The following is a 13,903-nucleotide window of genomic DNA, read 5'->3' as shown; positions in this document are numbered from 1 at the left end:
TATTTACAGGAATTCATCATGCAACGTACACTGATAGCCGCCTTGCTGGCGCTGAGCTTCGCCCCCGCCGCCCACGCCGCCGGCGAGGCCAAGAACATCATCTTCTTCCTCGGCGACGGCATGGGTCCGTCCACCGTGACCGCCTCGCGCATCTACAAGTATGGCGAGGACGGCAGCCTGACCATGGACACGCTGGAGCGCACCGCGCGCATCAAGACCTACTCGAACGACGCCCAGACCACCGACAGCGCTCCGTCGATGGCGGCCTACATGACCGGCGTGAAGATGAACAACGAGGTCATCTCGATGTCGGCCGAGACGGTGGCCACCAACCCGGGCAAGGACGCCAACGGCAACCTGGGCGTGAACAATTGCGCCAGCGGCAACGGCAGCACGGTCGCCACCATCCTGGAGCTGGCCAAGGCCAAGGGCAAGGCGGTCGGTTCCATCACCACCACCGAGCTGACCCACGCCACGCCGGCGGCGACCTTCTCGCACATCTGCAACCGCAATGCGCAGTACGCCATCGCCGCCCAGCTGGCGCCCGGCGGCGCCGGCTACAACGCCGCGCTGGGCGACGGCGTCGACGTGCTGATGGGCGGCGGACGCAACCATTTCACCCCGTTCGACGCGGCCAGCAACAAGGCCGGCCGCGCCGACGGCCGCAACCTGCTGACCGAGCTCGCCGCCAAGGGCTACAGCGTGGCCGCCAACAAGAGCGAGATGGCGGCCGCGCCGCTGAACAAGAAATTCATCGGCCTGTACAGCAGCAAGAGCCATCTGGAATACGAACTCGACCGCAGCGCCACGCCGCCGGTCGGCGAGGGCGCCAACCAGCCGAGCCTGGCCGAGATGACCACCAAGGCGATGGACCTGCTGTCGCAAGGCGACAAGGGTTATTTCCTGATGGTGGAGGGCGGCCGCATCGACCACGCGCTGCACGGCACCAACGCCAAGCGCGCCCTGGTCGACACCATCGCCTTCGACGACGCCATCAAGGCCGCGCTGGCCAAGGCCAAGCTGAACGATCCGACGCTGGCCAACACCCTGATCGTGGTCACCGCCGACCACGACCATACGCTGGCCTTCAACGGCTACGGCAAGCGCGGCAATCCTATCCTCGACATCAACCGCGACTACAAAACCGGCAAAGCCAGCAAGGACGCCGACGGCAACAGCTACACGACGCTGGTGTTCGGCAACGGTCCGAACCGTCCCGACCGGCGCGCCAGTCTCGACAGCGCCACCGTGCTGGCCGATAACTATCTGCAGGAAACCGGCGTGCGCCTGGCCAGCGAAACCCATGGCGGCGGCGACGTCAAGCTGCTCGCCACCGGCGCCGGCGCCAAGGTGTTCAAGGGCACGCTGGACAACACCAAGGTATTTGGCTTGCTGAAGACGGCCTTCGGTTTCTGATTTTTTTCAGGGACCAGGCAAAGGGGGTCAGGCGGGCGAGATGCGTCCGCCTGGCCCCCTGAACACATTGTGGACAGCAACCTTCACCAGCAATTTTAACGAGCAACCTTAAAGAGCAATTTATGAAAAACGTCGCGCTTATTCGTGCCGCGCTCGCCGCACTTGCCGCACTCCTCGTGCTCAACAACGCGCAGGCGCTGGCCAGCTCGCCCGACCCGGACCTGGATTTGCAGATTCATTACTACAGCAAGGCGCTGACGCCGGACGGCGTGACGCGCGAATCGCGCTACGAGGAAACCATGCTGCGTCGCGCCGGCCACGTCTGGGTGGCGCGGGTATTGCCGCCGAATGCACAGCCGGCCAAGGGGCACGGCCACAAGGAGTTCAACCACGCCATGCTGCCGCGCCATGTGGCGCTGGAAAACAGCAAGCTGCGCCTGACATATGTCGACGCGCATGAAAAACAGGTCATCGCGATTCCGCCGTCGGAGTACGACAACGTGAGTTTCGACGGTTCGTGGGAGAACGCCTACCACTTGATCGATCCACGGTTGGTGCTGGCCATGCCGCTGTCGCGCCAAGCCTCGGCCGTGCCGGGCGCGCGCTGGCGCGAGCGGGTCAAGAACGGCCAGTTTCATCGGGTGCTGTGGGATGAACAAAAACAGATCGCGCTGGTGATTGAAAGCGGCGACCAGGCGGCGACGTTTTACCGCCGCGTCGAAGTCAAAGCGCAGGGTGGCCTGACCCGCGCGCTGCCGTGGCGTAATCTGGCGTCCTACGGGCAGAAGGAGTACGCCGACTTTTTGGACTAGCGCAAACCCGCGGCCAGTTGGTCGACCTTCTCGGCCAACGGCAACGGGATATGGGCGGTGAGTACCAGGTCGCGACACCTCTGCGCAAGCGGCTGCCCGGCCCGGCTTAGACGTAGCCTTCCGGATTGGCGCTCTGCCAACGCCAGGAGTCGGCGCACATGTCGGCCAGGGTGCGGCTGGCGCGCCAGCCCAGCAGCTCGCGGGCCAGCGACGGGTCGGCGTAGCATTGGGCGATGTCGCCCGGCCGGCGCGGGCAGATCTGGTAGGGCACCGGGCGGCCGCTGGCGGCGGCGAAGGCCGCCACCACCTCCAGCACGCTGTGGCCACGGCCGGTGCCGAGGTTGACGGTGAAGCTGCGCTGGTCGCGCAACAGGGTGTCGAGCGCGGCGACGTGGCCCTCGGCCAGGTCGGCGACGTGGATGTAGTCGCGCAGGCCGGTGCCGTCGGGGGTAGGGTAGTCGTCGCCCCAGATGTTCAGGTGCTGCCGGCGGCCGATGGCCACCTGCGCCACATAGGGCATCAGGTTGTTCGGCACGCCCTGCGGGTTCTCGCCGATCAGGCCGCTGGCATGGGCGCCCACCGGGTTGAAGTAGCGCAGCACGCCGGCGCGCCAGGCCGGGTTGGCGCCCAGCATCGAGGCGATCATTTCCTCGCAGACCACCTTGGTGCAGCCGTAGGGGCTGGAATGGCGCAGCGGGAAGGCCTCGGTGATCGGCACCGAGTCCGGGTCGCCGTAGACGGTGGCGCTGCTGGAGAACACCAGCCGGCGGCAGCCGGCCTGCTCCATCGCCTGCATCAGGCGCAGCATGCCGGTGATGTTGTTGTCGAAGTATTTCAAGGGTTGCTCGACGCTCTCGCCGACCGCCTTGAAGGCGGCGAAATGCACCACCGCAGCCACCTGGTACTGTTCGAGCAGGCCGCGCACCAGTGCGACGTCGGCGACGTCGCCACGGGCGTGCAGCACCGGCTGCCCGCTAATCTGTTGCAGCCGCGCCAGCACGGCCGGGTGGCTGTTCGAATAGTCGTCCAGGATGACGGGGCGATAGCCCGCCTGAACCAGTGCAAGATAGGTGTGGCTGCCGATATAACCGGCGCCGCCGGTCAGTAGTATATGGGTCATCGAGGTCATCTTGATCGTCGCTGCTTGGGGTGGAGGAAAGAACCTCGCCGGTCGGGCGGGTCCGCTGGGGGTGTTGCAGTCAACCGCGCCGGCGTCAGCTTGCGCGGGGACGCGGCTAGCAGCTTGAAGCCTACCATGAACTTGTGCATTGTTGCAGATTATGCATTGTTGTCGAACCCGACAGGGGAGGATCGACATGCGCGGCGGCGGCGGTTCTTGTATATTCTGCCTAAAAAATGTGCGATAATTTCCGTGTGGACACAAATGTTGTGTGCTTGCTGCTGTTTGCGCAACATTGATATTTGTGTCCGGGTATCGGCGTGCGGCCGCCAGCTTGGGGTCGGCGTCGATTGCAAAAAATCGCCAGCTGGCACGGACAATCGGGGACGACGATGAAGCACAGCACATTCGCCAGGACGACAATATTTTCCAGGCTTGGCCGCTCGGCTTGCGGCGGCCCGTTCGGCGCGGCCTTGACACTGTGCGCCGCCGCCGTGTTGAGCGCCTGTGGCGGCGTCGACAACGCGCCGGCGAACCAGCCGCAGGCCGCGCTGCTGGCCAGCGGCACCACCATCGTAGAACTCGACACCGGCACACTGCCGGCGCAGGAGGCGCAACAGTTGGCGCTGCCCCTGTTCCACGCCGCCGCCGTGTTGTTGGACGCGCCGCAGGACGCCGCCGACGCCGCCCCGGGCGACGCCGTGCACGCCCAGACCATGCCGGCCGAGTTCCGCCGCCTGTCGTCGCGCGGCCTGACCGTGCAGGCCTTGCGCGGACGCCATGCCGAGGCCATGCGCAACCCGCTGTCGGAGGCCGTGCGCGGCCCGGTGTCGGAGGCGGCCGCCGCGCCGATGGCGACCAGCAGCGTCGTCTCGACCTACAACCCGGCGCAGATCCGCGCCGCCTATGGCCTGCCGGCCCTGCCGGCCGTCGGCAGCGCGCTGACGCCGGCCCAGGCGGCCCAGCTCGGCGCCGGCCAGACCATCTACATCGTCGACGCCAAGCACGACCCCAACGTCGCCGCCGAACTGGCCGCGTTCAACCAGAAATTCGGCCTGCCGACCTGCGCCAACAAGGCCATCGCCGCCAACGCCGGCCTGCCGCTGGCGGCCGCCTCGGCCAACGCCTGCGAACTGTCGGTGGTCTACAGCAGCGCCGCCGGCGGCATGACCGGCACGGCGCCGGCCTACGACTCCGGCTGGGCCACCGAGATCACGCTCGACGTGCAATGGGCCCACGCCACGGCGCCGCTGGCGCGCATCGTGCTGATCGAGGCGGCCGACGCCAGCTACACGAATTTGCTCGGCGCGGTCAAACTGGCCAACGCGATGGGGCCGGGCATCGTCTCGATGAGTTTCGGCGGCCCGGAAAGCAGCGGCGCGATGGCGGCCGACAGCACCTTTTCGGCCGCCAACATGACGTATCTGGCGGCGACCGGCGACTCCGGCGCCGGCGTGTCCTGGCCGGCGGTGTCGCCGCGCGTGCTGGCGGTCGGCGGCACCACGCTCAGTTATAGCGGTTCGGGCGCGCGCGCCGAGGTGGCCTGGTCCGGCACCGGCGGCGGCGTCAGCCAGTTCACGGCGACGCCGAGCTATCAAACCAACCTGGTGCCCGGCCTGGGCACGCCCTTGCGCCGCACCGTGGCCGACGTCGCCTTCAACGCCGACCCGGCCTCCGGCCAGTACGTCGCCGTGCTGACGCCCGGCAGCGCGGCCGTCAATTGGATCAGCGCCGGCGGCACCAGCCTGTCGACGCCGCAATGGGCCGGCCTGATCGCCGTCGCCAACGCCGGCCGCGCCTTGAACGGCAAGGCGGCGCTGGGCGCGCCGCACGCCGTGCTGTACGGCCAGATCGCCAGCGTGCCGGGCAACTATGCCGGCGCCTTCGCCGACATCGTCAAAGGCAGCGACGGCAGTTGCGCCGCCTGCACCGCCAAGGCCGGCTACGACCAGTTGACCGGCCTGGGCACGCCCAACGCGGGCAGTTTGTTGTCCACCCTGTCCGGGCTGAGCGTGGCCACGGCGCCGCTGGTGGCCTCGGCCAGCATCGGCGGCAAGGTCGGCACGCCGCTGTCGTTCACCGTCTCCAGCACTGCGGCCAACCCGCTCAGCTACGCGTTGAGCGGCGCGCCTGCGGGCATGGGCATCAGCAGCGCCGGCGCCGTCGCCTGGGCACTGCCGGTGGCCGGCAGTTACGCCGTCACGGTGAGCGCGACCGACAGCAAGACCGGTTTGAAAGGGCAGGGCGTGTACACCGTGGTCATCGCGCCGTTGACGGCGCCGGTGCTGAGCGCGTCGACGATCAGCGGCAAGGTCGGTGTCGCGCTGTCGTTTTCCGTCGCGGTCAGCAAGGCCAACCCGGTGAGCTATGCCTTGAGCGGCGCGCCGGCCGGCATGGTGATCAGCGCGGCGGGCGAGGTCAGCTGGAGCAAGCCCTTGGCCGGCACCTACGCCGTCACCGTGGTGGCGAAGGACAGCAAGACCGGTTTGAGCGGCCAGGCCGTGTACACGGTGAAGATCACGGCCGGCGGCCCGGTCATCACGGCGGCGCCGATGAGCGGGGTGGCGGGGCGCGGCATGAGCGGTTTGATCGCCATTTCGGACCCGGGGGTCAGCTCGATTTCCGTGTCGATCTCCAACGCGCCGATGGGCATGATGTTCCAGTCGAACGGCCTGAACATCACGGCTTATTGGAATTCTCCCGTGGCCGGCAGTTATCAGTTGAAAGTGCTGGTGACCGATTCGGCCGGTGGCAGCGCGCAGTTGCTGGTGCCGGTCACGGTGTCGGCGCGCTGAGGGGATTTGGCGCAAGCCCGAGTTTCTTGTTCCGTATCGGCGGAGCGCAGGGCGGGCGGGAACGCATGCGCGGCATGGATTCCCGCCTGCGCGGGAATGACGGTGGGCGTGCCGCGCCAAACACCAGGCCCTTGCCCGCCAGGCAGACACCAGGCCCTTGGCGGCCAGGCAGATACTTGGCCCTCGCCCGCCCGGGCGGAGCTCGGCACTTCAATCACGCCGCTGTCGTCGTACAGCGCGCTGCGGCGCATATCGCCCGCTACCATCCTGACACCGCAACGCCCCTGCAACAGGGCGCGCAGCCGTTCGGAGGCGGCCGGATAGCGCTCCCGGCCCTCGTCGCCGAAACGGCGGAAGGTGCCGCTCAATACCACAATGCTGTTGCGCGCGGTGAATTGTTGTTCTAAAGGACACTAGTACTGTCGGACCGAGGGGGAAACGGTGTAGACTGCGGGTCCGTATCCTGCGCGCCGGTGGCGCGGCGGCGGTAGCGAATACACCACAACAATCTAAAACATAGCAGGAGACAGTAACTTGAGCCTTTTCCGAACGAAGAATCTGGACGCCATGTTGGCGCAGGGCCGCGCCAGCGGCGGCTTGAAAAAAGTGTTGGGACCGTTGGACCTGGTCCTGATGGGGGTCGGCGCCATCGTCGGCACCGGCATTTTCGTGCTGACCGGCACCGGCGCGCTGACCGCCGGACCGGCGTTGACCTTGTCCTTCGTCATCGCCGCGCTGGCCTGCGCCTTCGCCGCCTTGTGCTACGCCGAGTTCGCCTCGACCGTGCCGGTGGCCGGCTCCATCTACACCTACACCTACGCCACCATGGGTGAGCTGGTGGCTTGGATGATAGGCTGGGACTTGCTGCTCGAATACGGCCTGGCGACCTCGGCCGTGTCGGTCGGCTGGTCCGGCTACTTCCAGTCGCTGATCGCCGGCTTCGGCATCCACCTGCCGGTGGCCTTGACCGCCGCGCCCGGTTCCGTGCCCGGCGTCGACACCCTGTTCAACCTGCCGGCGCTGCTGATCATGCTGTTCCTGACGGCCATGCTGTCCTGGGGCGTGCGCGAGTCGGCCCGCATGAACGGCATCATGGTGGCGATCAAGATCGCCGTGGTGATCCTGTTCATCGTGGTCGGCGCCGGCCACGTCGAGCCGGCCAACTGGAAACCGTTCATGCCCTTCGGCATGAACGGCGTGATGAGCGCGGCCGCGCTGGTGTTCTTCGCCTTCATCGGCTTCGACGCCGTGACGTCGGCGGCGGAGGAGGTCAAGCGGCCCGAGCGCGACCTGCCGATCGGCATCATCGGTTCGCTGGCCGTCTGCACCATTTTGTACGTGCTGGTGTCGGCGATCATGACCGGCATCGTGCCGTTCCAGAAGTTTGCCGGCATCGACCATCCGGTCTCGCTGGCCCTGCAGTACGCCAACGAGGGCTGGTTCGCCGGCTTCGTCGACCTCGGCGCCATCCTCGGCATGACCACGGTGATCCTGGTGATGGCTTACGGCCAGACGCGGGTGATCTTCGCCATGTCGCGCGACGGCCTGCTGCCGGCCAAGCTGTCGACCGTGCACCCCAAGTTCGGCACGCCGTTCTTCGCCACCTGGGTGGTCGGCATCGTCTTCGGCCTGATCGCCGCCGTGGTGCCGCTCGGCGTGCTGGCCGAGCTGATCAACATCGGCACGTTGGCCGCCTTCTGCCTGGTGTCGGTCGCCGTGGTGGTGCTGCGCAAGCGCCGCCCGGACCTGCACCGCGCCTTCCGCTGCCCCGGCGTGCCGGTGGTGCCGGCGCTGGCCGTGGTGTTCTGCCTGGCGTTGATGACCTTCCTCAGCCGCACCACCTGGATCGCCTTCGGCGTCTGGTTGTTGATCGGCCTGGCCATCTACTTCGGCTACTCGCGGCGCAATTCCAAGCTGCACCCCCAGCCATAAGGGCGTAGCGGGCGCATACCCGCCGCGCGCGCCGGCCACACAAAACAGCCCCTGGTTTTTCAGGGGCTGTTTTGTTTTTACGGCCTCGCCGCCGGCTAGCGCGGCAGCGCCAACTGTCCCGGCCGGGTCCGCGCCCGCTGCGGCGCGGCCAGCGGCGGCGGTTGGTGCGCCCGGTCGAGCTTGAAGACGCCGACCACCTCGGCCAGTCCGGCGGCCTGCTCCTGCAAGGCCGAGGCGGCGGCCGCCGCCTGTTCGACCAGGGCGGCGTTCTGCTGGGTGACGGTGTCCATTTCGGCCACCGCCTGGTTGATCTGGTCGATGCCGACCTCCTGCTCGTGGCTGGCGGAGGTGATCTCGCCCATGATGTCGGTGACCCGGCGGATGCTGGCGACGATCTCGCCCATGGTGGCGCCGGCCTGGCCGACCAGGCGGCTGCCGACGTCGACCTTTTCCACCGAGTCGCCGATCAACGCCTTGATCTCCTTGGCGGCGGCGGCCGAGCGCTGCGCCAGGTTGCGCACCTCGGAGGCCACCACGGCGAAGCCGCGGCCCTGCTCGCCGGCGCGCGCCGCTTCCACCGCCGCGTTGAGCGCCAGGATGTTGGTCTGGAAGGCGATGCCGTCGATCACGCTGATGATGTCGACGATCTTTTTCGACGAGGCGTTGATCGAATCCATGGTGTCGACCACCTGGGCCACCACGCTGCCGCCCTTGCCGGCCACGTCGGAGGCCGAGACGGCCAGCTGGTTGGCCTGGCGGGCGTTGTCGGCGTTCTGTTTGACGGTCGAGGTCAACTCCTCCATCGACGAGGCGGTCTCCTCGAGCGAGCTGGCCTGGCGCTCGGTGCGCTGCGACAGGTCCATATTGCCGGTGGCGATCTGGCTCGACGCGGTGGCGATGGTGTCGGTGCCGGCGCGCACCTGGCCGACGATGTCCTGCAGCCGCGTGTTCATGTCCTGCAACGCTTGCAACAGCTGGCCGGTCTCGTCGCTGGTGGTGACCACGATGCTGCCGGTCAAGTCGCCGGCGGCGACGGTCTGCGCCATGCGCACGGCCTGCTGCATCGGCGCGGTGATCGAGCGCGTCGCCAGCCAGGCGATCAGCACGCCCATGGCGATGGCGCAGGCCGACAGCAGCAACATCATCATGCGGGCGCTGGCGTAGGCGCTGGCGGCGTCGGCGCCGGCCTCGGTGTTGAGCTTGGCTTCCAGTTCGTTCAGCTCGTTGAGCAGGGCCAGCCATTGTTGTTGCAACGGGCGCAGCTCCTTCATCAGCACGACGGTCGCCTCGTCGGCCTTGTTGGCCAGGCCCAGCGCCGCCGCCTTGGCCATCACCGGCAGCACCGCCGCCTCGGCCGCCTTGATCTTGGGCATCATGGCGCGCTCGCGCTCGCTGGTGCCGGACAGCTCGGTGAACATCTTGTTCAGCTTGGCTTCGGCGGCGGCGTATTTCTGCTCGTTGCGGCGGATGCGCTCGGCCTCCGGCTGCATGTCCTTCATCTCGCTCAGCAGGGCCAGGTTGCGGATGGCGATGGCGCGGTCGGTCACCGTGGCCAGCATGGCGACGGCCAGCGCACCCTCGGGATTGTTGACGTTGGCGATCTCGTCGAGCCGCGCCTGCACCTGGGCCATGCGGGTGATGCCCAGCACGGTGACGGCCAGCAGCAGTAGCAGCACGACGCCGAAGCCGAGGCCGAGGCGGGTGCCGATGTTCCAGTTCGATACTTTCACAGTGCTCTCCTTGCGGTGATGTGCTGCTATATCATGGCGGTGCAAGGGGCGGGTTCGCGGCCCCGGCGGGGTAGGCTGGCGGGTGACCAGGGACTGCGGGCGCCGAATCGGGACGCGGAAAAAACCGGGCGGGGCGCAGTGTTGCCGATGGAAAAAAACTTTTGTGTGTTGCTGATTCTGTCCCGCTGTGAGCGAGTTGTCAATGTGAAGCTGCTGCGCTGAGACCAACTTGCGACACCCTTGGCATGGCCGGAAACACAAGCATTCCGCGCTGTCAAGGACGCGCCGCCAAGCCGGGCCGTGCCATGGGCGCCCAGCAAATTTCACATAAACAAGCGCGATTATCTTCGTGGGCATGGCTTGCATGCTTGTATATACTTTTTTCGTGGTGATGAGCTACCCGAAGCCTCGTTTGCCGCGCACTCCGCCCCTGTCAGCAATGCCGTTGCCGGGGCTGTCCCAGGCCGCATACAATGCCGGCGCGACACATGCGCAATAAAAATACGACAATAATATTTGAGGGAATACAGATGGGTAAGCATTTGATTGGCCATGGCGCCTTGGCCGTGTTGTCGCTCGGCGTGATCGCCACGTCGCAGGCACAGGCACAGGCACAGGCACAGGCACAGGCACAGGCACAGGCACAGACGCAAGCACAGGCGCAGGCGCAGGCGCCGCAGCAGCAGGCGTCCGCGCCGGCGCAGCAGGGCGCCGAAGCGGCCCGCGCCGCGGCGCGCCTGAGCGGCGGCGGCAGTTCGGAGAAGATCGAGCGCATCGAAGTGACCGCCACGCGCGCCGTCAACGCGGTCGACGTGCAGAACGTGCCGGCCGCCGTCACCGTGTTGAAGCCGGAGAGCCTGGCCAAGTTCGGCCTGGGCAACCTGAAGGACATCGCCAGCCTGGTGCCGGCCATGAGCGTGCAGGAGCAGGCGCCGGGCGTCAACAACATCACCATGCGCGGCCTGGTGGTGCGCGGCATCGTGCCGTCGGAAATCCAGGATTCGTCGCTGGTGGCGGTGTATGTCGACGACATGCCGGTGACGCTGAAGTCGGGCAATCCCGATTTGAAGGTCTTGGACCTGGAGCGCGTCGAGGTGTTGCAAGGGCCGCAGGGCACGCTGTTCGGCGCCGGCGCGATGGCCGGCGCGGTGCGCCAGATCACGCAGAAGCCGGACACCAACGACCTGTTCGGCTCGGTCGAGGCGGTCGGTTCGCGCACCTCCGGCTTCGGCGGCAACAACCACAATCTGCGCGGCATGGTCAACATCCCGCTGAAGAACGACGTGCTGGGCCTGCGCCTGACCGGCTACACCGGCAACGATTCCGGCTATATCAAGAACGCGCTGACGGGCGACACCACCAACGCCGTCTCGACCAACCAGGGTCGCGCCGCGCTGCGCCTGCGCGCCTCGGCCGAGCTGCTGATCGACGCCAGCGTGACCGCCTCCAACGTCAAGGGCGGCGTCAACGACGCATACGCCGGGCTGGCGCCGTTCACCACCATCGCCCTGTTGCCGCAGAAGAGCAACGACAATCTGCAACTGTACAACCTGGCGCTGAGCTACGACCTGGGCCGCGCCCAGCTGGTGTCGTCGACCTCCTACCTGCACCGCGACACCCTGTACCTGACCTCGGCGCAGTATCCGGCCACCGCCTTCATCTTCGGCGGCAAGGCGCCGCTGATGCAGGCCGCCTACACCATCGGCAACGCGGTGACCGACTTCGCCCAGGAGTTCCGTCTGAATTCGAAGGATGCCGGGCCGCTCAAGTGGACCGCCGGCGCCTTCTTCGAAAGCGGCAAGCGCAAGACGCGCCAGGACGAGCCGACCACCGGCTTCGACGCGCGCTTCGCCGCCACGCACAATTTCCCGGGCTACAACTCGCAGACCAACGACCTGGCCTTCGGCCCGGACGATTTTTTCTCCGGCCTGCAAAACTCCAAGTCGCGCCAGGCGGCGCTGTTCGCCGAGGCCACCTACACGCTGTGGGACAAGCTCGACCTGACCGCCGGACTGCGCCTGTTCCGTGGCACGCAGGACTTCGACCTGCGCTTCACCGGCCTGTTCGGCAACCTGGTCGGCGCCAGCCCGGCGGTGCCGGTCGGCGTGCCGGAGGAAAGCCGCAGCAGCGCCACGGCGCGGGGCGCCAACCCGCGCTTCGCCGCCGCCTACCATGTCGACGCCGACCACCTGCTGTACGCCGCCGTCGGCAAGGGCTTCCGCTACGGCGGCAACAACCAGCCGGTGCCGTTCAACTTCTGCGGCGTCAACGCGCCGTCGACCTTCGCCCCGGACAGCCTGTGGAACTACGAGGTCGGCTCGAAGAACACCTTGCTCGACCACCGCATGACTTTCAACGTCAACGCCTACCTGATCGAGTGGAGCGACGTGCAGGTGTTCAACAAGCTGCCGTGCACCTACTACTTCACGCAGAACGCCGGCAAGGTGCGCAGCCAGGGCATCGAACTGGAAACGGCGTTCAAGCTGACGCGGCGCGCTTCGGTCGGCCTGAACGCTTCCTACAACAACGCCTACGCCAAGAACACCGTGCTGACCGGCATCGCCGCACAGAACATTCCGGCCGGCAGCCGCACGCCGTACGCGCCGCATTTCGCCGCCAGCGCGACGCTCAGCTATGCGGTTCCGGTGTTCGATACGGACGAAATTGGCGTCTCCGCCAGCTATGCCTACCGTGGCAACGCCTACACCAACTTCGCCAAGGAGCAGGGCGCTTATTCGGAGATACCGTCGTCCAACACCGTCAACGCGACGGTGACCTACAAGACGCGCGGCTATGAACTGGGCCTGTTCGGCAGCAACCTGACCAACGGCAACAAGGTCAACGACGTGACCACCAACGGCATCGCCATCCAACCGGGCGACACCCTGTTCATGGCCCGTCCGCGCACCGTCGGCCTGCGGCTGAAGGCGCGGTTTTAACTCAGTAGCTTGGCGCAGGCCGAAATATGCGGCGGCCGCGTTGATGCGGCCGCTTCTTTCTGGAGAGTGATATGGAAATTTTTGGCCAAACCCAAGTACAACAGCCGGGGTCGGACCCCTCGGGGTCCGACCNGCCCCCCCACCCCAGGGTTACGTCTCGGGGTCTTGCCGGTGTGCCGGCGGCGCGCGAGGCGGCAAGCGCCGTCCGGCCGCGCCTGGCCACCTTCGGCCTGTTGGTGGCGCTGCAATTCGGCCTGCCCCTCACGGCCCTGGCGGCGCCGGCGCCGGCCTCGGCCGGCATCACCATCGGCTCGAAGATCGACACCGAGGGTTCGCTGTTGTGCCCGCTGGTGCGGCTGGCGCTGGAGGCCAAGGGCATCAAGGTCAACGAGCGTTGCGGCACCGGCGCCACCCAAGTGGTGCGCAAGGCCTTGCTGGAGGGCGAGATCGACCTGTATCCCGAATACACCGGCAACGCTCCCTACCTGATCAAGAACGTCAAGTTTCCGGCCGGCACCTTCAAGGACGCCGCCAAGGCCTACGCCGCCGGCGCCAAGGCCGACCTGGAACAACATCAAATCGTTTGGCTGAAGCCGGCGCCGGCCAACGTCAGCTACGCGCTGGCGGTGCCGAAAAAGCTGGCGGCGGCCGAAGGACTGGTCTCGCTGGCCGACCTGGCCCGCCACGTCAACGCCGGCAAGCCCGTCAAGCTGGTGGCCAGCCAGGAGTTCGTCGACCGCGACGACGGCCTGAAAGCCTTCGAGGCGGCCTATGCTTTCAAGCTGAAACCGACGCAGCTGATCATTCTGCCGGGCGGCAATACCGCCCAGACGGAAACGGCGGCGGCGCAGGGCACCAGCGGCGCCAACGTGGCGATGGCCTACGGCACCGACGGCCAACTGGCCGCGCTGGGCCTGCTGGCGCTGAGCGATCCGCGCGCGGCGGTCGAGGTCTACCAGCCGGTGTTGACGGTGCGGAGTGATGCCCTGAAAAAATACCCGGCCATCGGCACCATCGTCGCGCCGATTTTTGCTACGCTCGATACAGCCACATTGTCGCGTCTGAACGCCAGGATCGTGGTGGGCGGCCAGTCCGGCGCCAAGGTGGCCGAGCAGTATCTGCGGGAGAAGGGTTTTCTGAAATGAGCACGGCGCCGGGT

At 67.1% G+C, this 13,903-nt stretch carries 9 protein-coding genes; 6 read left to right on the top strand and 3 right to left on the bottom strand.

Going from position 1 to position 13,903, the window contains the following annotated elements:
- Positions 1–18: 18 nt before the first annotated feature.
- On the top strand, positions 19–1,416 hold the full coding sequence (locus H7U20_RS20295) for an alkaline phosphatase (protein WP_199760949.1): 1,398 nt from the start codon (positions 19–21) through the stop codon (positions 1,414–1,416).
- Positions 1,417–1,538: 122 nt separating this feature from the next.
- The gene (locus H7U20_RS20290) at positions 1,539–2,228 is read left to right on the top strand and encodes a hypothetical protein (RefSeq protein WP_233410934.1); all 690 of its coding nucleotides are present in this window, start codon (positions 1,539–1,541) and stop codon (positions 2,226–2,228) included.
- A 106-nt stretch (positions 2,229–2,334) separates the two neighbouring features.
- On the opposite strand, the gene galE is transcribed toward H7U20_RS20290, so the two are convergent.
- Positions 2,335–3,348: a UDP-glucose 4-epimerase GalE gene (gene galE, locus H7U20_RS20285; RefSeq protein ID WP_199760948.1), complete on the bottom strand. Its 1,014-nt coding sequence runs from the start codon at positions 3,346–3,348 to the stop codon at positions 2,335–2,337.
- A 392-nt stretch (positions 3,349–3,740) separates the two neighbouring features.
- Here galE and H7U20_RS20280 point away from each other — a divergent pair, with 392 nt between their 5' ends.
- Positions 3,741–6,143 carry a S53 family peptidase gene (locus H7U20_RS20280; protein ID WP_233410933.1) on the top strand — a complete coding sequence of 801 codons (2,403 nt, stop codon included), beginning with the start codon at positions 3,741–3,743 and terminating at the stop codon, positions 6,141–6,143.
- Here the strand turns inward: H7U20_RS20280 and H7U20_RS20275 are convergent.
- Positions 6,065–6,511, bottom strand: a complete 447-nt coding sequence (locus tag H7U20_RS20275) for a hypothetical protein (RefSeq protein WP_199760947.1) — start codon at positions 6,509–6,511, stop codon at positions 6,065–6,067. The two genes, H7U20_RS20280 and H7U20_RS20275, sit on opposite strands and share 79 nt — an antisense overlap.
- 166 nt (positions 6,512–6,677) lie before the next feature.
- Between H7U20_RS20275 and H7U20_RS20270 the strand changes: the two genes are divergently transcribed.
- Positions 6,678–8,075, top strand: coding sequence for an amino acid permease (locus H7U20_RS20270; protein ID WP_304621727.1), 1,398 nt, complete (start codon positions 6,678–6,680; stop codon positions 8,073–8,075).
- A 95-nt stretch (positions 8,076–8,170) separates the two neighbouring features.
- On the opposite strand, the gene H7U20_RS20265 is transcribed toward H7U20_RS20270, so the two are convergent.
- Positions 8,171–9,805 (bottom strand): methyl-accepting chemotaxis protein, encoded by a 1,635-nt coding sequence (locus tag H7U20_RS20265; protein WP_370593204.1) that lies wholly within the window; start codon positions 9,803–9,805, stop codon positions 8,171–8,173.
- A 530-nt stretch (positions 9,806–10,335) separates the two neighbouring features.
- Between H7U20_RS20265 and H7U20_RS20260 the strand changes: the two genes are divergently transcribed.
- Both H7U20_RS20260 and H7U20_RS20255 read left to right on the top strand, forming a co-directional pair.
- Entirely contained in the window at positions 10,336–12,744 is a 2,409-nt protein-coding gene (locus tag H7U20_RS20260; RefSeq protein WP_199760945.1) for a TonB-dependent receptor, read from the top strand.
- A 173-nt stretch (positions 12,745–12,917) separates the two neighbouring features.
- Positions 12,918–13,889, top strand: coding sequence for a glycine betaine ABC transporter substrate-binding protein (locus tag H7U20_RS20255; RefSeq protein ID WP_199760944.1), 972 nt, complete (start codon positions 12,918–12,920; stop codon positions 13,887–13,889).
- Positions 13,890–13,903 lie beyond the last annotated feature (14 nt).

The organism is Rugamonas violacea (genome assembly GCF_016461825.1).
Lineage (GTDB): Bacteria > Pseudomonadota > Gammaproteobacteria > Burkholderiales > Burkholderiaceae_D > Rugamonas.
The sequence above is the reverse complement of the archived record's forward strand: the minus strand, read 5'-3'. Positions and strand labels throughout refer to the sequence as shown.

Excerpts from the sequence above, each read along its gene's own strand:
- H7U20_RS20280 (WP_233410933.1), top strand. The coding sequence starts at position 3,741 with ATGAAGCACAGCACATTCGCCAGGACGACAATATTTTCCAGGCTTGGC.
- H7U20_RS20290 (WP_233410934.1), top strand. The coding sequence starts at position 1,539 with ATGAAAAACGTCGCGCTTATTCGTGCCGCGCTCGCCGCACTTGCCGCA.
- H7U20_RS20260 (WP_199760945.1), top strand. The coding sequence starts at position 10,336 with ATGGGTAAGCATTTGATTGGCCATGGCGCCTTGGCCGTGTTGTCGCTC.
- galE (WP_199760948.1), bottom strand. The coding sequence starts at position 3,348 with ATGACCCATATACTACTGACCGGCGGCGCCGGTTATATCGGCAGCCAC.
- H7U20_RS20295 (WP_199760949.1), top strand. The coding sequence starts at position 19 with ATGCAACGTACACTGATAGCCGCCTTGCTGGCGCTGAGCTTCGCCCCC.